Here is a 21,315-nt window from a genome sequence, read left to right on the forward strand (position 1 = left end):
GTGTGAATGAATACGACTAGTTTGAACCTGCTTCCGGCGCTGCCTGAAATCGTGCTGTTGTGCGGCTTGTCGGCGGTGCTGCTGATTGATTTGTGGCTGCCGCAGGAGCGGCGGGGCGTTACCCATTATTTGAGCCTGCTGGTGCTGGCTCTGACGGCGGCGGCGCAGTTTTATGTTCCCGCCGGAGCGTCCAGCATTTTCAGCGATATGTATCTTTCAGACGGCCTGTCGCGTTTGGCAAAACCGGTAATGTATGCCGCTTTGGCCGCTGCTTTCGTATATGCCAAGCCGTACAACAATGCGCGCAAAATATTCAGCGGCGAGTTTTACACGCTGTCGATGTTCGGCCTGCTGGGTATGAGCGTGATGGCCAGCGCGGGGCATTTTCTTGTTGCCTATATCGGCTTGGAGCTGCTCTCGCTTTCGCTGTATGCCATGATTGCGCTGCGCCGCGATTCCGCCCGTTCCGCCGAGGCCGCGCTGAAATATTTCGTACTCGGCGCACTGGCTTCCGGCCTGCTGCTGTACGGTATTTCCATGATTTACGGCGCAAGCGGGTCGCTTGATTTCGCCACCGTCCTTGCCAACAGCTACAACGGCCTTGAAAGCCCGTGGCTGATGAAGCTCGGCTTGGTGTTTGTCGTTGTGGCCGTGGCCTTCAAGCTCGGGGCCGTGCCTTTCCATATGTGGGTGCCCGACGTATACGAGGGTGCGCCCACCTCTGTTGCCGCCATCGTCGGCAGTGCGCCGAAAATGGCTGCTGCCGTGTTTGCCGCCCGCATCCTGTACGGTGCGATGGGCAACGAACACGGCGATTGGACGCAGATGCTGGTCATCCTCTCCGTCGCCTCCCTGCTGATCGGCAATCTGGCCGCCATCATGCAGACCAATATGAAACGTATGCTGGCCTATTCCACCGTATCGCACATGGGCTTTGTGCTGATGGGTTTTCTCGGCGGCAGCATCAGCTTCTCTTCCGGCCTCTACTACGCGCTGACCTATGTCCTTACCGCCTTAGTCGGCTTTGGTGTATTGATGCAGCTTTCCAACGAATCGTCCGAATGCGAAAACATCAGCGATCTGGCCGGGCTGAACCAGCGCAATGCCTGGTATGCCTTCCTGATGCTGCTTACCATGTTTTCGATGGCCGGCATTCCGCCGCTGGTCGGCTTCTATGCCAAATTGCAGGTAATACAGATGCTGGTGGGCAAAGGCTATCTGTGGTTGTCGGTGTTTGCCGTGGTGATGTCGCTGGTTGGCGCGTTTTACTATCTGCGCGTTGTCCGCTGCATCTATTTTGAAGACCCGCAGGGCGAACGTGCGCCCGCCGCCAATATTCCCGCCAACGTGCTGCTGTCGGCCAACGCCCTGCTGCTTTTGGCATGGGGCATCCTGCCGCAGAGCGTGATGGACTGGTGCGTGCAGGCCGTGCAGTCTGCGGCGGGCTGACAGTCCGGATAAAGCGGGAGGCCGTCTGAAAACTGGAAACGGGTTTTCAGACGGCCTCTTTCATGCCTGTCGTTGTGCAGGATATGCCGCTTGGCGGCGTATGCGGCTTCGGGATTGGCGGGAAAAACGGAATGCGTTGCAGGGGAGTGCGTGTGCCGTCGGGGCGGTATGTCCTGCGGCAGGCAAGGAATTTCTGTTTGTCGCAATAGCAGAATGCCGTCTGAAACTTTTTCAGACGGCATTTCGTATGCCTGCCGTTTGGCAGGATGGTTGCGTCTGTTTTTTCAGACGGCCTCTACAAAACCCGGTGCGCCAGTGCGGGCATGCGGGTGCGGACGCTGGACAGGCGTACGGGGTCGAGGTCGGCGGTAATCACGCCTTCGCCTTCGGGCAGGACGGCGAGAATGTCGCCCCACGGGTCGATGATCATGCTGTGGCCGAAGGTGCGGCGGCCGCTTTCGTGGCGGCCGCCCTGTCCCGCCGCGAGAACGTAGCATTGGTTTTCTACGGCGCGGGCGCGCAGCAGCAGCTCCCAATGCGCTTTGCCGGTGGTGTAAGTGAAAGCGGCAGGCAGGACGAGTGCGTCGAAAGGGGATTGGGCGCGGAAAAACTCGGGAAAACGCAGGTCGTAGCAGATGCCCTGCGCCAGCTTCCAGCCGTCGGCGGCAAGCTGCGGCACGCTTGCGCCTGCCTGAATGGTGTCGGCTTCGGCATAGCGTTCGCCGAGGCCGGAATAGCCGAAGAGGTGTATTTTGTCGTAGCGGCCGAGCAGTTCGCCGCCGCGTCCGTACGTCAGCAGGGTGTTGAGCACTTTGCCCGTTTCGCCGCTTTGCAGCGGAATGGTGCCGCCGAACAGGATGAGGCGGCATTCGGCGGCAGCTTCGGCTAAGGCCGTCTGAAAACGTCCTGCGCCGAAGGGTTCGGCCAAGGCGAGTTTGTCGCTGTCGGAATGCCCCATCAGAGGCCAGTATTCGGGCAGCACCGCCCAGTCTGCGCCCGCTTCGGCGGCTTGGCGCACGAGGCGGCGCATGGTGCGGATGTTGGATTCGGGATGAGCAGAGGAGACGGTTTGGATAACGGCGGCACGGATTTTTTGCATGGCAGGTTTCGTAAAAAGTTTCAGACGGCCTCAATCGGGATGTTCGGACGGCCTCAATGTTTTTTGCCGAAGAGCTTCATCAGCGGCAGAACCACGGCGCAGGCTGCCGCACCGGAGGCGAGGCCGGTCAGCAGGGAGGCCAGCGACCCCGCGAAGCCTTCGTGCCAATGCATTTGGTGCAGGAAGTCGGCCAGCACGGGCGCGTTGTGGGCGATCATGCCGCCGCCGACGAGGAATACCGCCAGCGTACCCGCCGCGCTCAGGCCGCGCATCAGATACGGCATGGCCGATACCAGTCCTTCGCCTATGCTTTTGAGTATGCCGCCGCGTCGGGCGAGAAAGAGTCCGAAGTCGTCGAGTTTGACGATAACGGCCACCAGCCCGTAAACGAATACCGTCATGCCCAAGCCGATGGCGGTCAGCACCAGCGCACGGTCGGCCAGCGTCGCTTCGGGGGCGAGCGTGCCCAGCGAGATGATGATGATTTCCGCCGAGAGGATGAAGTCGGTGCGCACCGCGCCTTTGATTTTGTCGTCTTCGTTTGCCAATTCGTCGGGAACGGCGTGCGGGGAGTGGCCTGCGGCGGGGCGGTGCAGGAATTTGTGCAGCAGTTTTTCCACGCCCTCGAAGCAGAGGAAGAGGCCGCCGATCATCAGCAGCGGCGTAACCAGCGCGGGCAGCAGGGCGGAAACCAGTAGCGCAGCGGGAATCAGTATCAGCTTGTTTTTCAGCGATCCTTTCGTTACGCGCCACACCACCGGTAGCTCGCGCTCGGCGGACACGCCCGTTACCTGTCCGGCATTGAGGGCGAGGTCGTCGCCCACCACGCCTACGGTTTTCTTGGCGGCGGTTTTGGTCATCAGCGCCACATCGTCGAGAACGGAGGCAATGTCGTCGAGCAGGGTGAAAAGGGAAGCGAAAGCCATAATGAAGCCTTTGTAAGGGAATGACGGAAGGGCGGATTATAAGGGAAAGGCCGTCTGAAAAGCCTGTTTCGGCTGTGGCATCCTCACAAATCCGCCTGCAACAATGCCTGTGCGGCCGCCTGCTGTGCTGTTACCGCGTCACCCTGGCCTGTTTGTGCGGCAACAATCATGCCTTCACCCAGCAAAAACAGCATGTCTGCGGTTTGTTCCGCTTCAGCAAAGCCGGCCTCCTGCAAACGCGCCAACAGCAGGGCACGGATTTCCCGTTTGTGTGCGGCGGCGTGGCGCTTGGGCAAGGCGGTGTTTTCGGAAAATTCGGCGCAGGCGTTGATGAACAGGCAGCCGTAGAAATCTTCCGACTGTGTCCAATCGACGATAAATTGCAGATAGGCTTCAACGGTTTGCGCCGGGGGCAGGCGGTCGAGTGCCGCACGCATATTGTCCATAAACTGTGCGTGGCGGTAGGCCAGCACGGCTTCGGCCAAGCCTTCTTTGCTGCCGAAGTGGGCGTATAGAGTGCGTTTGGTTACGCCTGAGCGTTGTGCGAGCAGCTCGACACCGCAGGCATGAAATCCGTGCCGGTAGAAGGTGTTATAGGCGGTGGTGATGATTTTTTCGCGGGTATCCATGGTTTTTCCTTGTCTTTTGTATACCGATTGGTGTACATTGATATACCAATCGGTATAGTTATTGTAACAGGAGAAAATCATGAATGTGAAAAACCCTCTTTTTGCCGCTACGGAGCTTTGCCCGCCGCGCCTGCCGTGGAAAAACATTGCTTTGGCGTGGCTGGGCGCATGTCTGGCTGCTGCCGCCGTGGCTTTTGCCCAAGACCGCTTGGCGGTGGCACTGATTTTGGGGTCGTTCGGTGCGAGCTGTCTGCTGGTGTTTGCCTATCCGCAAAGCCCGTTTGCCCAGCCGCGCAATGTGGTCGGCGGGCATTTTGCCGCTTCGCTTACGGGGCTGGTTTTTCTTGCCGTTTTCGGTGCGCATTGGTGGAGTATGGCGCTGGCGGTGGGAACGGCGGTGGCGCTGATGCTGGTTTTGCGCGTGCCGCATCCGCCTGCGGGGTCGAACCCGTTTATCGTGATGCTCGCCGGTGCGTCTTGGGATTTTCTGCTGATGCCGACGCTGTTGGGTTCGCTGATTCTGGTTGCCGTGGCCTTGCTTTACAACAATTGCGGTACGGGCAGGCGTTATCCGACGTATTGGTGGTAAAACGCGCGGTGCGGGCCGGATGTCGGCGAGGCCGTCTGAAAAGCCTGTTCCGGCTGTTTTCAGACGGCCTCTTCTGCGGCAAATTCTTCCGACAGGATGCGCAGCACGGCTTTGGTGCGGGCGGATTGGACGCGGTAGGGCGTTACCGCATATACGTCCACGGCGGGCAGCGTCCAGTCGGGCAGGACGTTTTTCAGACGGCCGCAGGACAAGTCGTCCGCAATATCGCCTGCGGGCAGGACGGCCAAGCCCAAGCCCGCGCGTACCAGTTCGAGCAGCGCGCCGATACGGTTGCAGCGTATGCCTTCCCCGTCGGCGGCGAGGTCGAAAAAATCCGCGCCGCGCCGCATGGAAAGGCGGGCGGTGCGGCAATACAGCCAGCGGCATTCGGACAAATCCTGCGGCGAAGCCACGGGATGCCGCGCGAGATAGGCGGGCGCGGCGCAGACCAACTGCTGCTGGCGGGCAAGCGGGCGGGCAATCAGATTCTCGTCGTCGAGCGCGTGTTCGCCGCCGCGCAGGGCGATGTCGGCACCGTCGCGCGGCAAATCGACCAGGTCGTCGTCGAACACCAGCTCGGGACGCACGGCGGGATGTTCGCGCAGCAGGCGATTGAGGCTGCGGTGCAGCGCGGGATGGGCGGCCATGCCCGAGGGCAGGGCGATGCGGATTTCGCCGCCGATTTCGCCGTTTACCTGCGCAAGTTGGGCAAACGCGTCGTCGGTGCAGCGCAGCAGGCGGCGGCAGGAATCGGCCAGGGCGCGTCCCGCGTCGGTGGGCGTGAGGCTGCGCGTGCTGCGGTTGAACAGCTTCACGCCGTATTCCCGTTCCAAACGGGCGATATGCTGGCTGACCGCAGGTGCACTCATGCCGAGCTTTTGCGCGGCGGCGGCCATTGTTTTGCATTCGAGCAGGGTGGCAAACACCAAAAGGGGCTTGATTTCGCGCATGGGCGGATTCCTTGTGAGGCCGTCTGAAAACGGGGCATCCGTTTCCGTGCAGGCGCGTTTTATTGTTAAGCGGAGCTTAATCGAAATATAAGCCTGCACGCTATTATCATAAGGCGGCATCGCCAATACAATGCGCGGCATGGATTTTCCAACAACACAACAGAAAGGCAGCATCATGAAAATCGCAGTTATCGGCGCAACAGGCTTGGTCGGCAACGCCGCCGTAATGGAACTTGCCGCACGCGGCCACGAAGTAACGGCCTTTGCCCGCAACACCGAAAAAGTATTCCGCGCAGACAATGTAACCGCCGTGGCGGCGGATGTGAACGCGGCGGATTTTGCCGGCAGGCTCGCAGGCTTTGATGCCGTTGTCAGCGCGTTCAATCCCGGCTGGGACAATCCGAATCTGGCGGCGGATTTCACACGCGGCGCAAACAGCATCACCGAAGCGGCCAAAGCCGCCGCCGTGCCCTATCTTCTGATTGTCGGCGGCGCGGGCAGCCTGAACGCCGCACCCGGCGTGCAGCTTGTCGATACGCCCGACTTTCCGAAAGAAGTCTATCCGGGCGCAAATGCCGCCCGCAATCTTCTGGACGGCCTGCGCCCCCGCCGCGACGTAAACTGGGCGTTTCTCTCGCCCGCCGCCATGTTTGCCGTCAATCCCGTGCGCTTTGAAAAAACCGGCCGCTACCGCATAGGAAAAGACGATGTGCTTCTGGATGCCGACGGCGCGCCCGCCGATATTTCGGTGGCCGACCTCGCCTGCGCCATCGCCGACGATGTGCAAAACAAGGCGCATCTGTTTGCGCGCTTTACCGTGGCCGGAGCATGATGCGCACCCGTTGTCCGGAAAACCACGGATAAAACCGCAAACGGCGTTTTCAGACGGCCCCGCGTTCCGGCCATACCGTTTGCAATACTTGTTTTCCCACAGCGCAAAACCAACCGAGTAAAACCAACCGAAAAGGACACCGCAATGAAAAAAACCTTCACCCTGATTCTGGCCGCCGCCGCACTTTCCGCAGGCTTTGCCCAAGCCGCCCCCAAAGACGGCCACAGCCGGCTACAGCGCAACAAAGCCAACGTATTGGCGTTTTACGACTTGGCGTTTAACAAACACCAGCCCGAAGAGGCCGTGAAAAAATACGTTGCCGAACCCTACATCCAGCACAATCCCACCGTGGCCGACGGCGGCAAGGCGTTTGTCGAAGCGTTTGCCCCGTTTCTGAAAGAAAACCCGCAATCGCGTGCCGAAGTGAAACGCGTGGTTGCCGAGGGCGATTTGGTGGTGCTGCACGTGTTCAGCCGCACTTCGCCGCAGGACAGGGGCGAAGCCGTAGTGGATATTTTCCGCGTGGACAAGGCGGGCAAAATCGTCGAGCATTGGGATGTCATCCAGCCCGTGCCGGAAAAAACCGTCAGCGGACATTCGGTGTTTTAAGCCGCTTTACACAGCGTGCACGGCAGAGGCCGTCTGAAAACCTTAAAACGGGTTTTCAGACGGCCTCTGTTTCTTCGGGAGGGCAGGGGCGGTAGAAGCTGCCGCTCCGGCTGCATTGGCGGCGGGAAAAGCGGTTCTGCAAACCGCCATCCCCAACCCTCCCCCGCGCGTGTGTACAGCGTGCGCAGGGGAGGGAGTCGGCTTGCCCGTGTGCGGGATTCAGCCCGCATCTTTATTGCAATTCGGCAACCGCGTGCGTGGCTGCGCCACACACCCTACCTTAGCGGCGGAGGCCGTCTGAAAAAGCACAATCTGCTGTTCAGACGGCCTGCCCGTTGCCCTGTGCCGTACCCGCGCAGGGTGTGTCGCCCAAGCGGCGCACGCGTTTTTATCGGGTAATTAGGCCGTCTGAAAATAGTATTCGGACGGTACGGGACGCGTGCGTGGCCGTGCCATACCCCCTGCTTTGACTACCTGTTTTCCCGCGCCCAACCCGCGTAGGGTGTGTCGCCCCAAGCGGCGCACGCGTTTTCTGCTGCGTGAGGCCGTCTGAAAACCTTAAAACGGTTTTTCAGACGGCCTCTGTTTCGGCGGCGTTCTTTACGTTTTTCCGTCTGCCTGCTTTGATTGGGAATAATATTCGCAATAAGCGGCAAATTGCAGCGGTTTATGCCAATGAAGCCGTGATTTTGGTCTATTGTGCGTTAAGCGGATTTACTTTATATTTCATGCACGGCACGAAAACGGTGCCGCCGATCAGAAAAACATGAAGGAAAAACAGTATGGCGCAGTTTACGATAGACAAAACCGATTTGCGGATTCTGCAAGTGGTGCAGGCCGACGGCAGGCTGAGCAATGTGGAGCTTTCCGAGCGCGTTTCCCTGTCGCCCTCGCCCTGCCTGCGGCGGCTCAAACAGCTCGAAAGCGAGGGCTATATCCGGGGCTATGCCGCGCTGCTCTCGCCCAAGGCTTTGAAGCTCGGCTTGCAGGCGTTTATCCGCGTGTCCATCGACAAATCGGTAACGGCGCGGGGGGATTTCGCACAGGCGGTGCGCGGCTGGCCGGAGGTGTTGAGCTGCTTCGCGCTGACGGGGGAAACCGATTATCTGCTGCACGCCTTTTTTACCGACATGACCGCGTTTTCCCATTTCGTGCTGGATGTGCTGCTGTCGCATCCGGGCGTGCGCGACGCGAAATCGAGTTTCGTGCTCGACGAGCTGAAAAACACCACCGCGCTGCCTTTGGGACATCTGCACGGGGAAACGATGGAGGTGTTTGTGGAACAGGAGGGCGTGTGAGGGCCGCATTTGCGCATCTGCTTTTGCTTTGAAGACATTTCCGTTTAAGGATATTTATTTTAAAGAGGCCGTCTGAAAACTTTGTTTTCAGACGGCCTCTCGTATTCTTTCCGCGTTTACGCCTGCACGCCTGCCGCTTCCAGCACGTTTTGCGCGGCCAGGGCGGCGGTGTCTTTTTTCAGCATCAGGTGAAGCCCGCGGAAATCGTCTGCCAGCGCGGCGGCTTCTTCGGGCGATTCGTACCATTTGACCAGCGCGTCGGCCAAAAGGGCGGGCTTGGCCTTGCCCTGCAAGAGTTCGGGCACGGCTTCGCGCCCGAGCAGGATATTGGGCAGGCCGACGTGCGGCACTTTGATTTTGCGTTTCACATAGGCGTAGGTAAGCGGCGAGATTTTGTAGCTGATGACCATCGGCCGCTTGCACAGAGCCACTTCCAGCGTGGCCGTGCCGCTGGTAACGAGTACCGCGTCGGCGGCGGTGCAGGCCAGGTCGGTATGGGTGGTCATCAGTTGGACGGGCAGGTTTTTGTATTCTTCCCGCGCCAGAATTTCGAGCAGGCGCACGCGGGTGGCGTGGGTGGCGACGGGCAGCAGGAAGCGGGCGGCGGGCAGGCGTTGCAGCACGAGGCGGGCGGTTTGGAAAAATACCGGTGCCATGTAGTCGATTTCGCTGACGCGGCTGCCGGGAAGCAGGGCGAACACGGGAATATTCTCATCGAGCTTCATGCGTTTGCGGGCGGCGGCGCGGTCGGCTTCCAGCGGCAGGGTCTGCGCCATCGGGTGGCCGACAAATTCCGCCCGCCCGCCCGCATCGCGGTAGAGCTGCGGCTCCATCGGAAACAGACAGAGCACACGGTCGGCCTGTTTGACGATTTGCCCCACACGCTCGCGCCGCCACGCCCACACCGAGGGGCTGACGTAGTGTACCGTGGCGATGCCCGCCGCTTTCAGACGGCCTTCCACGTGCAGATTGAAATCGGGTGCGTCGATGCCGACAAACACATCGGGGCGCAGCCGCAGCATATCGGCGGTGAGGCCTTTGCGGATTTTCAGGATTTCGGGCAGGCGTTTGACCACTTCGGCAAAGCCGCGCACGGCGAGTTTTTCCTGTTCGTACAAACTCTCGAAACCGAGTGCGGCCATGCGTGCGCCGCCGATGCCGGCAAACCGCGCCTGCGGGCAGCGGCTGCGTATGGCTTCGATCAGATGCGCGCCGAGCAGATCGCCGGAGGCTTCGCCGGCGCAGAGGGCGATAAGGGGGGAGGGGGCTGTCATGTGTTTGGAAAAAGCGTGTTTTTGTAAAGCCGCGCATTGTACTGGAAAACGGATGTAGAGGCCGTCTGAAAGGCTGCCGCCGGCCTGCGGGCAGCGGCAAATGGCGCGGCACAGGCAAATCCTTTAAAATGCGCCCCTTATTTCAACCAGCAGAACCATCATGGAAGCCGAACGCATCAACCAGCTCAACAACCAGTTAGACGATCTCGAACAGCGCAGCGCGGACATCCGCGCCTACATGGACTACCAGGGCAAAAAAGAACGCCTGGAAGAAGTGGTCGGCCTTTCCGAAGACCCCGAGCTCTGGAACGACCCCAAACGCGCCCAGGAAATCGGCAAAGAGCGCAAAATCCTCGAAGGCGTGGTGCTGACCCTCGACAGCATCGCCTCCGGCATCGGCGACAACAGAATGCTGATCGAAATGGCCGTGGAAGAAAACGACGAAGCCGGCTTTGCCGCCATCGAAAACGACGTGGCCGGCCTCGAAAAACAGATGGCGGATTTGGAATTCAAGCGGATGTTCAACCAGCCCGCCGATCCCAACAACTGCTTCATCGACATTACCGCCGGCGCGGGCGGCACCGAAGCCGAAGACTGGGCGGGTATGCTGCTGCGCATGTACAGCCGCTATGCCGAACGCAAAGGCTTCAAACTCGAAGTCATCGAAGAGGACGACGGCGAAATCGCCGGCATCAACCGCGCCACCATCCGCGTCGAAGGCGAATACGCCTACGGCCTTTTGCGCACAGAAACCGGCGTACACCGCCTCGTACGCTATTCCCCCTTCGATTCCAACAACAAACGCCACACCTCGTTTGCCTCCGTTTTCGTTTATCCTGAAGTGGACGACAGCTTTGAAATCGAAATCAACCCGGCCGACCTGCGCACCGACACCTACCGCGCATCCGGCGCGGGCGGCCAGCACATCAACAAAACCGATTCGGCGGTGCGCATCACCCACCTCCCCACCGGCATCGTCGTCCAATCCCAATCCAGCCGCTCGCAGCACGAAAACCGCCGCATCGTTATGGAAATGCTGCGTTCCAAATTGTTCGAACTGGAAATGCGCAAGCGCAACGAAGAAAAACAAGCCCTCGAAGAAGGCAAGGCCGACGTGGGCTGGGGCAGCCAGATACGCTCTTACGTACTCGATTCCTCCCGCATCAAAGACCTGCGCACCGGCCACGAAGTCGGCAACACCAAAGCCGTCCTCGACGGCGACCTCGACGGCTTCATCGAAGCAAGCCTGAAACAGGGCGTATAATGCCAAAAGGCCGTCTGAAAACAACGCCGCACCGGCCGCCCGGAAACCGCGCGTTCAGACGGCCTCTTTCCCCCACCAACCTGCCAAGCAGAAAGGCAACGTTATGAAAAAAACCCTCGCCGCATTCCTCGCTCTCGCCGCCGCCGCACAGCTGGCCGCCGCCCCGCTCACCGCAGCCGACCAGGGCGACTACGTCCTGCTCGACCAAAACGAAAACCCCACCCCCATGCAGATGCAGTTTGCCCTCAGCGGCAAACAATGGGTTATGAACGGGCGCGAAGGAGACGGGCAATGGCAGAGCGTCTGCCGTGGTACGGGCGGCTGCCGCCTCGTTACCTCCGCCAAAGGCGACGTGGAAAAATGGAAACAACACCTGCCAGAAAGCTGGCGGCCGCACAGCTTCGGCTGCATCAACAACAAAGCCTTCGCCTTCTGCCGCGTGGATCACGCCACGGAAGCAGGCCGCACCGGCTACTGGTGGTTTGCCCTGGCCGACGGCCGCGTCGTCCCCCTGCCGGTAAACCGCATCAAGTAAATACGCGGCAAAGAGGCCGTCTGAAAACGCGCGTCCGGCACAGCCGCAACGCCTTTGCCTGTTTTCAGACGGCCTCTTCCCTTTTTCAAACGGCCCAAACCATGTCCCCGAACCCGTCCGCCGCCGATTGGAGCGTCTACCTCATCCTGTGCGAAAACGGCGCACTCTACTGCGGCATCAGCAACCGCCCCGCGCAACGCTTCGCCGCCCACCTCGCCGGACGCGGCGCACGCTACACCCGTATGCACAAACCGAAAGAAATGCGCCTTACCTGCGGCGGCCTCGACAAAAGCGCGGCGCAAAAACGCGAAGCGGCAGTCAAACGCCTGAACAAAGCGCAGAAAACACAGCTCTGGCACACCGCCGTCCCACCCACCGACACAGAAAAACCGGCATGAACAAACCCCTGCGCATCCTCGGCATCGACCCCGGCAGCCGCACCACCGGCTTCGGCATCATTGATGTCATCGGCCGCGAACACCACTACGTCGCCTCCGGCTGCATCAAAACCATCGCCGGCGACGAACTGGCCGGCCGCATCGGCATCATCGTTGAAAACCTTACCGCCATCATCACCCAATACCGCCCGCAACAGGCCGCCGTGGAAAAAGTGTTCGTCAATGCCAATCCCGCCTCCACCCTTATGCTCGGTCAGGCACGCGGCGCGGCAATTGCCGCCCTGGTCATACACGGGCTGCCCGTATACGAATACACCGCCCTGCAAGTCAAACAAGCCGTTGTCGGACAAGGAAAAGCCGCCAAAGAACAAGTGCAGCACATGGTTGTACGTATGCTGCGCCTGTCCGGCACCCCGCAGGCCGATGCCGCCGACGGCCTCGCCGCCGCACTTACCCATGCCCTGCGCAACAACAGCCTTGCCGCCAAGCTCCACCCCGACGGCCTGCAAATCAAAGGCGGGCGGTTCAGATAGGGGCAGGACAAAACATGGACGATTTGGAAACCCTCAGACGCAAACTCGACGAAATCTACCTGCCTTTGGAACAGGAAGGCATAAACGGAATGCGCCTGCTGCCGCAGCAAAACGCAGGCATGGGAGCCGCCGAAGCCGAACGCCTTTTGAATGTGCGTTTTCCCAAGCAGTTTGCAGAGATCATATCCCGGTACGACCTCGGCAATTTTGAAACCAACAACATCCGTTTCGGCAGTCGCGGCGACTATCTGCGCGAGCTTGCCGCATGGAACCGCCCCGACGAATGGGGCGGCAAATGGTGGCAGGGCGCAAACCGCCCCAAAGACCTGATTGTGTTTGCCATGTCCGATCCTTACACCTACATCCTAAACTGCGCCGACGGCACGGTTTGCGCCATGCTACCCGACGACCCGTGGCAGACATGGCGCACCGTCTCCTGCGGTTTCGGGATCTTCCTGCGCTCGATGGCCGCGTCGGACATCGGGCGCATACGGCAGCATCCGACGGAAAACCTGCTGCGGGAAATCCTTGCGGCAACCCAAAGCACGGAAAGCGGATTTTGGCGCGACAATGTAGAAGGCAACTGGTAGGAAACAGATGAGGCCGTCTGAAAAATGTGTTTTCAGACGGCCTCATACGTAGCAATCAGACAAAAAAATCCCGCAAAACCTTAAGATTTTGCGGGGAACCTATTTATGAAAGGAATTTACGATGAAATGTGGGCGCAATTATACCGACAAAGCCGCCTATGTCAAATCCAGTCTGCCGCCGCCGTTTTCAGACGGCCTCAAAGGACAGGTATAATCGCCGTCCGCCTCCCCACGCCCATCCCGCCATGCGCCAAACCGTCTTCATTGCCGACCTCCATCTTTCCGACGACACACCCGAGCTCAACCGTCTCTTCGCCCAAGCCCTCGGACTCTGGCGGCACAATACCGACGCGCTTTACATCCTGGGCGACCTGTTTGAAGCCTGGTTGGGCGACGATATGCCAGACGCGGCGGCACGGGAAGCGGCGGCGCAGATTAAAGCCTTTTCCGCACACGCCCCCGTATATTTCATCTGCGGCAACCGCGACTTCCTGCTGGGCGAACGCTACGCCGCCGCCGCAGGCATGACCCTGCTGCCCGAAGTGCGGGAAATCACGCTGTATGGAAAAAACTACCTCATTTCGCACGGCGACGAAATGTGTACCGAAGACAAAGCCTATCTGCGTTTCCGCCGCATCATGCGCAACAAAGCCGTACAGAAAATCCTGCTGTCGCTGCCGCAGGCATGGCGCAGGAAAATTGCCGCCGATATGCGCGCCGCCAGCCGCCGCCGCAAAGGCGCAACCGGCCTCTCCGCCATTACCGATGTTAGCGAAAGCGGCGTGCGTGCCGCCCTAGCACGCCATCCGCAGGCCGCCGCCGTCATCCACGGCCATACCCACCGCCCCGCCATCCACCACCATACATTTGACGGGCGGGAAGTCCCACGCTGCGTCCTGCCCGACTGGCACGACGGACGCGGCGGCTATCTTGCCGTGTCGGAAACAGGCTGCGAAATGCGGCCTCTGCCGGAAAAGCCGGCAGAGGCCGTCTGAAAGAAAAAGACAGGGCAGGGTGTGGCGGTTGGCAAAAAGCCACATTTTCAGCGGCTTGAAAGGCGGTTTTGCCGCAGAAAGGCATACGCGCTTGAAGCGGTCTTGGATTTTGTGGTATAAACCGCGTTTTATTTTTTCAGAAGTTTGGAGTTAAATCATGGCACGAGTTTGTAAAGTGACCGGAAAACGCCCGATGAGCGGGAACAACGTGTCGCACGCCAATAATAAAACCAAACGCCGTTTTTTGCCTAACTTGCAAACACGCCGTTTTTGGGTTGAAAGTGAAAACCGCTGGGTTCGCCTGCGCGTATCCAATGCGGGTCTGCGCACCATCGACAAGCTGGGCATCGATGCCGTTCTGGCCGATTTGCGCGCCCGTGGCGAAGCCTGATTTTCAAGATTTTCAATAAGGAATTACAGCAATGCGCGACAAAATCAAACTGGAATCGAGTGCCGGTACCGGTCATTTCTACACCACGACCAAAAACAAACGCACCATGCCCGGCAAACTGGAAATCAAAAAATTCGATCCCGTTGCCCGCAAACACGTTATTTATAAAGAAACCAAGCTGAAATAATCCGGTTTCCGCCGCCGTCTCCCGCAAGCCATGCGCTTGCGGGAGACGGTTTTGTTTTGCGGCTTTGCATAGCTATACAGGCCGTCTGAAAACAGTCTGTGCAGGGGCAAGCCTGTGCGGGGAAAGGTTTTCAGACGGCCTGTATCTGATGATGTCTGCCGTTTTGCACGATTGGGTGTCGGTGTCGGGTGCGTCTTTTGTGGGTATTGCTGCGACAATATGTTAATATTCGCAAAATGTTTACAATTGAGGCCGTCTGAAAAACGGTACAAAAGCAGGTGCGGATGGGTTCCGCTTTGCCGCGGATGGTTTTTCAGACGGCCTGTCTGATTTTGTTCAAATATAATCAAATAAAATCATGGGAGTAGAGATGGATTTTGTTGCAGGACACCTGAATGCCGTGGTGGTTGCGGTGGTTATTATGCTGGTGTTGTCCGTGGCGCGGGTGCATGTCGTGCTGAGTCTGGCCGTGGGCGCGTTTGCCGGCGGCCTGCTGGCGGGGATGCCGCTGGACGATGTGGCCGATGCTGCCGGAAATGTGTCGCGTCAGGGCATTATTACCGTGTTTCAAAACGGTTTGTCCGGCGGTGCGAAGATTGCGCTGTCATATGCGATGCTGGGTGCGTTTGCGATGGCGATTACCCATTCCGGCCTGCCGCAGCAGCTTGCCGGAGCGGTGGTGCGCAAGTTGAACCGCAACAGCGCGTCGGGCGGCGGGGCGGTGAAGTGGACTCTGCTGATGCTGCTTTTGGCTATGGGCGTGATGAGCCAAAACGTCGTGCCCATCCATATCGCCTTTATCCCGATGGTGGTGCCGCCGCTGCTTTTGGTATTCAACCGTCTGAAAATCGACCGCCGTCTGCTTGCCTGCGTCATGACTTTCGGTTTGGTAACGACCTATATGTTTCTGCCCTACGGTTTCGGCGCGATTTTTCTGAACGAAATTCTGTTGGGCAATATCCACGCGGCCGGAATGGATGTGAAGAACATCAATGTGATGGAGGCGATGGCTATTCCCGCTCTCGGTATGGTGGCCGGGCTTCTGCTGGCGTTTGTCCGCTACCGCAGGCCGCGTGTGTATGAAGACAACCGGGTTGATGCGGCCGACAACCGTGCCGCAGCCGAGCAGCCGGTGCCTTCGTCTTACCGCAGCCTGGTGGCGGGTGTGGCGATTGCCGTGTGCTTTGCCATCCAGTTGGTGTACAAAGACGCGCTGCTGTTGGGCGCGATGCTCGGTTTTGCCGTGTTTATGACATTGGGTGTGGTCAAACGCCATGATGCCAACGATGTGTTTGGTGCGGGTATAAAAATGATGGCGATGGTTGGTTTTATCATGATTGCCGCACAAGGGTTTGCGGCTGTGATGCAGGCTACGGGCGATATACAGCCGCTGGTGGACGGGAGCATGAAAATGTTTGGCGGCAGCAAAGGCATGGCGGCGTTTGCCATGCTGCTGGTCGGCCTGCTGGTAACGATGGGTATCGGCTCGTCGTTTTCCACCCTGCCGATTATCACGGCGATTTATGTGCCGCTGTGTATCAGTCTCGGTTTTTCGCCGCTGGCTACCGTGGCGATTGTCGGCACGGCCGGCGCATTAGGCGATGCCGGCTCGCCTGCATCCGATTCCACACTCGGCCCCACTATGGGCTTGAACGCCGACGGACAGCACGACCACATCCGTGATTCCGTCATCCCCACCTTTATCCACTACAATATCCCGCTGATGATTGCCGGCTGGATTGCTGCGATGGTGCTGTAAATGACGGACGATTTGGAACACCGCATCACCGAATTGGAAATTCAGACGGCCTTGCAGGAAGATCTGATTTCCCGTCTCAGCGACACCATCGCCCAAATGCGCGAAACGCTGGATTTGCAGCAGGCCCAGCTCCGGCTGCTTTACCGCCGTATGCAGGACAAAAGCGGCGACGGTGCGGAAGCATACGGATTGCGCGACGAAATTCCGCCGCATTACTGACACAGATTCCGCGCCGAACTTGCCAAAACGGAATGGTTGCGCAATAATCCGCCGCTTGCCCGACAGGCAGGGATGCCCGTCGTTTTTGCAGCATAGGCACAACCCCTATGCCCGCCAACCCAAAGGACAAACAAATGAAAGCAAACATCCACCCCAATTACCACGAAGTCAAAGTAACCTGCTCCTGCGGCAACCAGTTTGTTACCCAGTCGGCCATGGAAAAAGAAAACTTCTCCATCGAGGTCTGCTCCCAGTGCCACCCCTTCTACACGGGCACCCAGAAAATCGTCGATACCACCGGCCGCGTGGACAAATTCAACAGCAAATTCGGCAATCTGTTCAAACGCAGCTAAATTGCCGGAATACCAAAAAAGACTGCTCCGGCAGTCTTTTTTACACATTCGGCAGCCGGAAAACGCGAAACCTTTGGTTTCAGACGGCCTCTCTTGTACGGCAAATCCCATCGGACGGCAGGAAACATGATCCGCGACTTTAACCTCATCATCATCGGCGACGAAATCCTCCACGGCAGCCGCCAAGACAAACACTTCCCTTTTTTTAAGAACCTGTTGGAAACACACGGCCTCAGACTCGGCCTCGTCCAATATCTGCCCGACGAACGCGCCGTACTCTCCAAACAGCTTGCCCGCAGTTTTTCAGACGGCTTGCCCGCATTTGTAACCGGCGGCATCGGAGCCACTCCCGACGACCACACACGGCAGGCAGCGGCAGCAGCGGCAGGCCTTCCGCTCGAACGCCATCCCGAAGCCGCCGCCCTGATTGAAGCCGTAACCCGCAAGCGCGGAGAAGCCCTCGACTCTCCCGAACACCGCCAACGCCTGCATATGGCCGATTTTCCCCAAGGTGCACAAACCATCCCCAATCCCTACAACGGCATTGCCGGCTTCTCACTCATGCGCCACTACTTCCTGCCCGGATTCCCCGTTATGGCGCACCCCATGGCCGAATGGGTGTTGCGCAGCCATTATGCCGACAGCTTCCACCGTATTTCCTCCGCGCAACGCACCATCCTCGTTTACGGCCTGCCCGAATCGCGCATTACTCCCCTGATGGAAGACCTCGAACGCACCTACGCAGGCATCCGCACATACAGCCTGCCCAGTACCGGCCGCACCGAAGCCGACGGTACACATATCCTCCCGCATATCGAGTTCGGCCTCAAAGCCGAAGGTGGGGCCTGTGTCCATATCGATACTGCTTGGGCGCAGGCTCTGGCCGTTTTGCGCGAACTGGGTGCGGAGTTGGAAGAAGCACAAGAGGCCGTCTGAAAACGGATATTTTGTGTAAAGGAACGCATGGAAAATATAGTGGGGCGAAATAAAAAACAATGTGTTACCGTGCCTTGCAGCCTTATATCTTTTCTATTTTGTTCCACCATAAAAATCCGTTGGCGGCATATAGCGGAATGTGTAAAGGAAAAGGCCGTCTGAATATTTTCAGACGGCCTTTTTCATACTGCCGGTACGGACACAAATCCCGCTCAAAACAGATTGTTATTGATGAGGGAAATGCGCTTGCACGGTTTGGAAACGCTTAGTGGTGATGACCTTGCGGGCCGTGGACATGGCCGTGTTCGGTTTCTTCCTTGGTCGCCTCGCGGATGCTTTCCACTTTGGCTTTGAAGCGGATTTTCATACCTGCCAAAGGATGGTTGCCGTCCACCACCACCTTGCCTTCGGCCACATCGGTAACGCGGAACACGACCACATCGCCGTCGGGCATATCGGCTTCAAACATCATGCCGGGCTTCACTTCGGAAGGGAAGGCATCGGCGGCTTCGATACGGACGAGAGAGGGATCCTGTTCGCCGAAAGCGTCGTCCGGTTGCAGGACGATGTCCACTTCGTCGCCGACTTTCTTTTCGTGCAAGGCTTCTTCCACCAGCGGGAAAATGCCGTCGTAGCCGCCGTGCAGATACACAATGGGCTGTTGGGTTTCGTCGATGAGCTGGTCGTCGGCATCAAACATCTGGTAATGCAGGCCGACAACGGTGTCTTTTTTAATCATGGCTGTCTTTCGGAACAGGATTTGGAAAACGCGGATTGTAACATCATGACAGCGGCACGGCCTGTATTATTTTGCCTTTCCGGCCTGCTTTTCCCGAACGGGACAGAGGTTTTGTATGCGGTATTTTCCAAGGGCTATGCAGGATTGTTGCATTTTTGCTACTAATAAGTATGGCGGATGCGGACGGAGCAGCAGGAAATGGCGAAGCAGTGCAAAAAATAAAACAATTGTCTGATAAATTTGAAAAAACAGGCGGATTGCCGCGTGATGTGCGGGAAAGGCCTGCATTTTTACTGCGGAAAACTGCGCATCATATCCTGTGCGGCGGCGGCGCATTGTGATTCAAATCAAAGCGCAATTGATTTTGCACTTGCGCATGGGCATAATGTCGGGGTTCAGCATATGCCGAAGCCTGCAAACCGAATTGTTGCGGGCAAGCTGTTGCAGGCAACAATATTTTGCTGATGTTTTATCCATTCAATTAATTTATAGTTATTTCGTAAGGTGTTCAAAAATGAAAAAATCCCTGTTAGCCGCTACCCTGATGTCTTTGTTCCTGGCTGCCTGCGGTGGTGAAAAAGCCGCTACCGAGGCCGCTTCCGCCGCTGTAAACGCAGCATCCGAAGCCTCTGCCCAAGCTGCATCCGCAGCCGAAGGTGCCGCATCCGCTGCTGTTGAGGCTGCCGATGCCGCCGCTTCTGCTGCCGAAGGTGCTGCCGCTTCCGCTACTGCCGCTGTGGAAGGTGCTGCTGCTTCTGCCGCTTCCGCTATGGAAGCTGTTGCTTCCGAAGCTGCTGCCAGCAAATAAGCTGCTTTTGCAGTATGGAAAACGGGACGCGCAAGCGTCCCGTTTTCCTATGGTTACAGAGTACGATAGGTATCGTGGAACAAAATAGAAAAGATACAAGGCCGCGGACGGTACGGAGGCGGATTTTCTCGGTATTGTTTTTTTAATGCATTGGAAAACCCTCCTCTTTGAGCCAAGCCGGAGCCACGCCGTAGATTTTTTATTTTGTTCCGCTGTATAACAAGATAACAGGCCGTCTGAAAACCGTCCGCACACATTAGAGAACAATACGCCATGCACGCTTCCTGCCGCCGTCTCGCCGCCCTGCTTGCGCCAGACGAAATTTCCGACAATACCGCCCTGCTTACCGACCAACGCCGCCGCTACACGGGGCGGGCGGATTTGCTTTTATTGCCGCGCAACACGGAATCCGTGCGCAAGATCATGCGTTTTTGTTTTGAAAACTGCATTCCCGTTACCCCGCAGGGCGGCAATACCGGCTTGTGCGGAGCGGCCGTGCCTGATGGCGGGGTGTTGCTGAATTTAGGCCGTCTGAACCGCATACGCGCCATCGACACCGCCGACAACGCCCTGACCGCCGAAGCAGGCTGCATTCTGCAAAACGTGCAGGCGGCGGCGGCCGAAGCCGGGCGGCTGTTTCCGCTCAGTCTGGCCAGCGAGGGATCGTGTCAGATCGGCGGCAACATTGCCTGCAACGCGGGCGGGCTGAACGTATTGCGCTACGGCACCATGCGCGATTTGGTAATGGGGCTGGAAGTGGTGCTGCCCGACGGGGAGCTTGTGTCCCACTTGTCGCCGCTGCACAAAAACACCACCGGCTACGACCTGCGCCAGCTTTTTACCGGCAGCGAAGGTACGCTGGGCGTGATTACCGCCGCCACCTTGAAACTCTTTCCCCTGCCTCAGGTGCGCGAAACCGTTTGGACGGGTGCGGACGGCATTGCAGAGGCCGTGGAGCTGCTTGCCCTGATACGGAGCCGCTTCGGCGAACGGCTGAGCAGCTTCGAGCTGGTCGGGCGGGACGCGCTGGATTTGTCGTCCGCATTCTGCCGCACCGCCAAACCGACAGATGCGCCGTGGCATGTTTTGCTCGAATTGACCGACAGCGAAGCGCGCCCCGATCTCGGCGGCCTTTTGGCCGAGTGTCTGCTGGAAAACGGTTTTGCCAACAGCGTATTGGCGCAATCGGAGGGCGAGCGGCAAACCCTGTGGGCTTTGCGGGAAAACATTTCCGCCGCCCAGCGCGGCTTGGGCGTGAGCATCAAGCATGACATTGCCGTTCCCATTACCCGCGTGGCCGCTTTCGTCGAACGTTGCGGTGTGGCTTTGCAGTCGGCTTTCGCGGGCATCCGCATTGTCGTTTTCGGCCACCTCGGCGACGGCAGCCTGCACTACAACACCTTCCTGCCCGAAGCGTCCGACAACGGTGTTTATGCTTTTGAAAACGCGGTAAACGACATCGTGTACGAACACGTTTTGGCCTGCGGCGGCACCATCGCTGCCGAACACGGCATCGGCCAAATTAAACGCCACCGCCTGAACAGCGTGCGCAGCGCGGCGGAAATTGCCCTGATGAAGGCCGTGAAAGCCGCTTTCGACCCGCGCGGCATCATGAATCCCGGCAAGCTGCTGCCCGACTGACACGAAAGGCCGTCTGAAAATCCGCTTTCAGACGGCCTGTTATAATCCGCCGCAGCCGTCCCGGCCGCACACGGCAAACAAGCCCGTTTTCAGACGGCCTCCAAGCCGGCAAAGGAAAAAAACCATGAACCATTACGATGCGATTGCTTTCACGGACATCACCGGCAACGAAGCATTGTCTGCCCTGGTCCAACACATTTTGCCGCACACGCAAACAGTCGGTGCCTGCGCGGTGTAGCGTGATGCCGGCGGCGCAGAGCTTTGGATCGGCACGGATAAAGACAACAGGCTTTGCGTGGCCGAACCCTATTT

At 58.6% G+C, this 21,315-nt stretch carries 26 protein-coding genes; 19 read left to right on the forward strand and 7 right to left on the reverse strand.

The features are described from left to right. Positions 1-6: 6 nt before the first annotated feature. Complete coding sequence (nuoN, locus tag DYE40_RS07330; protein WP_115308486.1) at positions 7-1,449, forward strand: NADH-quinone oxidoreductase subunit NuoN; 1,443 nt, start codon at positions 7-9, stop codon at positions 1,447-1,449. Positions 1,450-1,744: 295 nt separating this feature from the next. On the opposite strand, the gene DYE40_RS07335 is transcribed toward nuoN, so the two are convergent. The 3 genes from DYE40_RS07335 to DYE40_RS07345 form a co-directional block, all read right to left on the reverse strand. Further along, entirely contained in the window at positions 1,745-2,548 is an 804-nt protein-coding gene (locus DYE40_RS07335; protein ID WP_115308487.1) for a carbon-nitrogen hydrolase family protein, read from the reverse strand. Between the two features lie 53 nt (positions 2,549-2,601). After that, complete coding sequence (locus DYE40_RS07340; RefSeq protein ID WP_115308488.1) at positions 2,602-3,474, reverse strand: DUF808 domain-containing protein; 873 nt, start codon at positions 3,472-3,474, stop codon at positions 2,602-2,604. A gap of 83 nt (positions 3,475-3,557) precedes the next feature. After that, on the reverse strand, positions 3,558-4,103 hold the full coding sequence (locus DYE40_RS07345; RefSeq protein ID WP_115308929.1) for a TetR/AcrR family transcriptional regulator: 546 nt from the start codon (positions 4,101-4,103) through the stop codon (positions 3,558-3,560). A 79-nt stretch (positions 4,104-4,182) separates the two neighbouring features. Here DYE40_RS07345 and DYE40_RS07350 point away from each other — a divergent pair, with 79 nt between their 5' ends. Next, positions 4,183-4,692 carry an HPP family protein gene (locus tag DYE40_RS07350; protein WP_115308489.1) on the forward strand — a complete coding sequence of 170 codons (510 nt, stop codon included), beginning with the start codon at positions 4,183-4,185 and terminating at the stop codon, positions 4,690-4,692. A 59-nt stretch (positions 4,693-4,751) separates the two neighbouring features. On the opposite strand, the gene DYE40_RS07355 is transcribed toward DYE40_RS07350, so the two are convergent. Further along, on the reverse strand, positions 4,752-5,783 hold the full coding sequence (locus DYE40_RS07355; RefSeq protein WP_244731502.1) for a LysR family transcriptional regulator: 1,032 nt from the start codon (positions 5,781-5,783) through the stop codon (positions 4,752-4,754). Positions 5,784-5,817: 34 nt separating this feature from the next. Between DYE40_RS07355 and DYE40_RS07360 the strand changes: the two genes are divergently transcribed. The 3 genes from DYE40_RS07360 to DYE40_RS07370 all read left to right on the forward strand — a co-directional run bounded on the left by DYE40_RS07360 (position 5,818) and on the right by DYE40_RS07370 (position 8,381). Further along, on the forward strand, positions 5,818-6,474 hold the full coding sequence (locus tag DYE40_RS07360; RefSeq protein ID WP_115308930.1) for an NAD(P)-dependent oxidoreductase: 657 nt from the start codon (positions 5,818-5,820) through the stop codon (positions 6,472-6,474). Between the two features lie 144 nt (positions 6,475-6,618). Continuing rightward, positions 6,619-7,083 carry a nuclear transport factor 2 family protein gene (locus DYE40_RS07365; RefSeq protein WP_115308491.1) on the forward strand — a complete coding sequence of 155 codons (465 nt, stop codon included), beginning with the start codon at positions 6,619-6,621 and terminating at the stop codon, positions 7,081-7,083. A gap of 782 nt (positions 7,084-7,865) precedes the next feature. Continuing rightward, complete coding sequence (locus DYE40_RS07370) at positions 7,866-8,381, forward strand: Lrp/AsnC family transcriptional regulator (RefSeq protein ID WP_115308492.1); 516 nt, start codon at positions 7,866-7,868, stop codon at positions 8,379-8,381. Positions 8,382-8,497: 116 nt separating this feature from the next. Here the strand turns inward: DYE40_RS07370 and lpxB are convergent, their stop codons facing one another. Next, entirely contained in the window at positions 8,498-9,655 is a 1,158-nt protein-coding gene (gene lpxB / locus DYE40_RS07375; protein WP_115308493.1) for a lipid-A-disaccharide synthase, read from the reverse strand. 160 nt (positions 9,656-9,815) lie between these two features. Here lpxB and prfB point away from each other — a divergent pair, with 160 nt between their 5' ends. The 12 genes from prfB to DYE40_RS07435 all read left to right on the forward strand — a co-directional run bounded on the left by prfB (position 9,816) and on the right by DYE40_RS07435 (position 17,815). After that, positions 9,816-10,919, forward strand: a complete 1,104-nt coding sequence (gene prfB / locus DYE40_RS07380) for a peptide chain release factor 2 (RefSeq protein WP_115308494.1) — start codon at positions 9,816-9,818, stop codon at positions 10,917-10,919. Between the two features lie 103 nt (positions 10,920-11,022). Further along, positions 11,023-11,454, forward strand: a complete 432-nt coding sequence (locus DYE40_RS07385; RefSeq protein ID WP_115308495.1) for a hypothetical protein — start codon at positions 11,023-11,025, stop codon at positions 11,452-11,454. Positions 11,455-11,555: 101 nt separating this feature from the next. Next, the gene (locus tag DYE40_RS07390; protein ID WP_115308496.1) at positions 11,556-11,852 is read left to right on the forward strand and encodes a GIY-YIG nuclease family protein; all 297 of its coding nucleotides are present in this window, start codon (positions 11,556-11,558) and stop codon (positions 11,850-11,852) included. After that, entirely contained in the window at positions 11,849-12,385 is a 537-nt protein-coding gene (ruvC, locus tag DYE40_RS07395; protein ID WP_115308497.1) for a crossover junction endodeoxyribonuclease RuvC, read from the forward strand. The genes DYE40_RS07390 and ruvC overlap by 4 nt, the downstream gene beginning before the upstream one ends. A 14-nt stretch (positions 12,386-12,399) precedes the next feature. Continuing rightward, positions 12,400-12,975 (forward strand): SMI1/KNR4 family protein, encoded by a 576-nt coding sequence (locus DYE40_RS07400; RefSeq protein ID WP_115308498.1) that lies wholly within the window; start codon positions 12,400-12,402, stop codon positions 12,973-12,975. A gap of 245 nt (positions 12,976-13,220) precedes the next feature. Continuing rightward, positions 13,221-13,970, forward strand: coding sequence for a UDP-2,3-diacylglucosamine diphosphatase (locus DYE40_RS07405; protein WP_115308499.1), 750 nt, complete (start codon positions 13,221-13,223; stop codon positions 13,968-13,970). Positions 13,971-14,127: 157 nt separating this feature from the next. After that, complete coding sequence (rpmB, locus tag DYE40_RS07410) at positions 14,128-14,361, forward strand: 50S ribosomal protein L28 (protein ID WP_040659145.1); 234 nt, start codon at positions 14,128-14,130, stop codon at positions 14,359-14,361. Positions 14,362-14,392: 31 nt separating this feature from the next. Next, positions 14,393-14,548, forward strand: coding sequence for a 50S ribosomal protein L33 (gene rpmG, locus DYE40_RS07415; RefSeq protein WP_003684373.1), 156 nt, complete (start codon positions 14,393-14,395; stop codon positions 14,546-14,548). Between the two features lie 391 nt (positions 14,549-14,939). Next, positions 14,940-16,307, forward strand: a complete 1,368-nt coding sequence (locus DYE40_RS07420) for a Na+/H+ antiporter family protein (protein ID WP_115308931.1) — start codon at positions 14,940-14,942, stop codon at positions 16,305-16,307. After that, positions 16,308-16,526, forward strand: coding sequence for a SlyX family protein (locus DYE40_RS07425; RefSeq protein ID WP_115308500.1), 219 nt, complete (start codon positions 16,308-16,310; stop codon positions 16,524-16,526). Between the two features lie 134 nt (positions 16,527-16,660). Next, the gene (gene rpmE, locus DYE40_RS07430) at positions 16,661-16,879 is read left to right on the forward strand and encodes a 50S ribosomal protein L31 (protein ID WP_115308932.1); all 219 of its coding nucleotides are present in this window, start codon (positions 16,661-16,663) and stop codon (positions 16,877-16,879) included. Positions 16,880-17,005: 126 nt separating this feature from the next. Further along, a complete protein-coding gene (locus DYE40_RS07435) occupies positions 17,006-17,815 on the forward strand; it encodes a competence/damage-inducible protein A (protein ID WP_115308501.1) in 810 nt (269 codons plus the stop codon). 265 nt (positions 17,816-18,080) lie between these two features. Here the strand turns inward: DYE40_RS07435 and DYE40_RS07440 are convergent, their stop codons facing one another. Together DYE40_RS07440 and DYE40_RS07445 are read right to left on the reverse strand one after the other, a co-directional pair. Continuing rightward, complete coding sequence (locus DYE40_RS07440) at positions 18,081-18,554, reverse strand: FKBP-type peptidyl-prolyl cis-trans isomerase (RefSeq protein ID WP_115308502.1); 474 nt, start codon at positions 18,552-18,554, stop codon at positions 18,081-18,083. 66 nt (positions 18,555-18,620) lie between these two features. Next, positions 18,621-18,890 (reverse strand): hypothetical protein, encoded by a 270-nt coding sequence (locus DYE40_RS07445; protein WP_115308503.1) that lies wholly within the window; start codon positions 18,888-18,890, stop codon positions 18,621-18,623. 178 nt (positions 18,891-19,068) lie between these two features. On the opposite strand from DYE40_RS07445, the gene DYE40_RS13295 reads away from it, so the two are divergent. Further along, positions 19,069-19,362 carry a hypothetical protein gene (locus DYE40_RS13295; protein WP_115308504.1) on the forward strand — a complete coding sequence of 98 codons (294 nt, stop codon included), beginning with the start codon at positions 19,069-19,071 and terminating at the stop codon, positions 19,360-19,362. 273 nt (positions 19,363-19,635) lie between these two features. Then, positions 19,636-21,003, forward strand: a complete 1,368-nt coding sequence (locus DYE40_RS07455) for an FAD-binding oxidoreductase (RefSeq protein WP_115308505.1) — start codon at positions 19,636-19,638, stop codon at positions 21,001-21,003. Positions 21,004-21,315 lie beyond the last annotated feature (312 nt).

This window comes from Kingella potus, assembly GCF_900451175.1.
Classification (GTDB): Bacteria; Pseudomonadota; Gammaproteobacteria; order Burkholderiales; family Neisseriaceae; genus Neisseria; species Neisseria potus.

What these genes read in the sequence shown, in the direction of transcription:
- prfB (WP_115308494.1), top strand. Translation starts at nt 9,816, where the DNA reads ATGGAAGCCGAACGCATCAACCAGCTCAACAACCAGTTAGACGATCTC.
- DYE40_RS07335 (WP_115308487.1), bottom strand. Translation starts at nt 2,548, where the DNA reads ATGCAAAAAATCCGTGCCGCCGTTATCCAAACCGTCTCCTCTGCTCAT.
- DYE40_RS07340 (WP_115308488.1), bottom strand. Translation starts at nt 3,474, where the DNA reads ATGGCTTTCGCTTCCCTTTTCACCCTGCTCGACGACATTGCCTCCGTT.
- DYE40_RS07365 (WP_115308491.1), top strand. Translation starts at nt 6,619, where the DNA reads ATGAAAAAAACCTTCACCCTGATTCTGGCCGCCGCCGCACTTTCCGCA.
- DYE40_RS07400 (WP_115308498.1), top strand. Translation starts at nt 12,400, where the DNA reads ATGGACGATTTGGAAACCCTCAGACGCAAACTCGACGAAATCTACCTG.
- ruvC (WP_115308497.1), top strand. Translation starts at nt 11,849, where the DNA reads ATGAACAAACCCCTGCGCATCCTCGGCATCGACCCCGGCAGCCGCACC.
- DYE40_RS07455 (WP_115308505.1), top strand. Translation starts at nt 19,636, where the DNA reads ATGCACGCTTCCTGCCGCCGTCTCGCCGCCCTGCTTGCGCCAGACGAA.
- DYE40_RS07370 (WP_115308492.1), top strand. Translation starts at nt 7,866, where the DNA reads ATGGCGCAGTTTACGATAGACAAAACCGATTTGCGGATTCTGCAAGTG.
- DYE40_RS07355 (WP_244731502.1), bottom strand. Translation starts at nt 5,783, where the DNA reads ATGCCGCGCATTGTATTGGCGATGCCGCCTTATGATAATAGCGTGCAG.
- lpxB (WP_115308493.1), bottom strand. Translation starts at nt 9,655, where the DNA reads ATGACAGCCCCCTCCCCCCTTATCGCCCTCTGCGCCGGCGAAGCCTCC.
- DYE40_RS13295 (WP_115308504.1), top strand. Translation starts at nt 19,069, where the DNA reads ATGAAAAAATCCCTGTTAGCCGCTACCCTGATGTCTTTGTTCCTGGCT.
- rpmE (WP_115308932.1), top strand. Translation starts at nt 16,661, where the DNA reads ATGAAAGCAAACATCCACCCCAATTACCACGAAGTCAAAGTAACCTGC.
- DYE40_RS07440 (WP_115308502.1), bottom strand. Translation starts at nt 18,554, where the DNA reads ATGATTAAAAAAGACACCGTTGTCGGCCTGCATTACCAGATGTTTGAT.
- DYE40_RS07350 (WP_115308489.1), top strand. Translation starts at nt 4,183, where the DNA reads ATGAATGTGAAAAACCCTCTTTTTGCCGCTACGGAGCTTTGCCCGCCG.
- rpmB (WP_040659145.1), top strand. Translation starts at nt 14,128, where the DNA reads ATGGCACGAGTTTGTAAAGTGACCGGAAAACGCCCGATGAGCGGGAAC.
- DYE40_RS07360 (WP_115308930.1), top strand. Translation starts at nt 5,818, where the DNA reads ATGAAAATCGCAGTTATCGGCGCAACAGGCTTGGTCGGCAACGCCGCC.
- nuoN (WP_115308486.1), top strand. Translation starts at nt 7, where the DNA reads ATGAATACGACTAGTTTGAACCTGCTTCCGGCGCTGCCTGAAATCGTG.
- DYE40_RS07445 (WP_115308503.1), bottom strand. Translation starts at nt 18,890, where the DNA reads ATGCGCCGCCGCCGCACAGGATATGATGCGCAGTTTTCCGCAGTAAAA.
- DYE40_RS07425 (WP_115308500.1), top strand. Translation starts at nt 16,308, where the DNA reads ATGACGGACGATTTGGAACACCGCATCACCGAATTGGAAATTCAGACG.
- DYE40_RS07390 (WP_115308496.1), top strand. Translation starts at nt 11,556, where the DNA reads ATGTCCCCGAACCCGTCCGCCGCCGATTGGAGCGTCTACCTCATCCTG.
- DYE40_RS07345 (WP_115308929.1), bottom strand. Translation starts at nt 4,103, where the DNA reads ATGGATACCCGCGAAAAAATCATCACCACCGCCTATAACACCTTCTAC.
- DYE40_RS07405 (WP_115308499.1), top strand. Translation starts at nt 13,221, where the DNA reads ATGCGCCAAACCGTCTTCATTGCCGACCTCCATCTTTCCGACGACACA.
- DYE40_RS07385 (WP_115308495.1), top strand. Translation starts at nt 11,023, where the DNA reads ATGAAAAAAACCCTCGCCGCATTCCTCGCTCTCGCCGCCGCCGCACAG.
- rpmG (WP_003684373.1), top strand. Translation starts at nt 14,393, where the DNA reads ATGCGCGACAAAATCAAACTGGAATCGAGTGCCGGTACCGGTCATTTC.
- DYE40_RS07435 (WP_115308501.1), top strand. Translation starts at nt 17,006, where the DNA reads ATGATCCGCGACTTTAACCTCATCATCATCGGCGACGAAATCCTCCAC.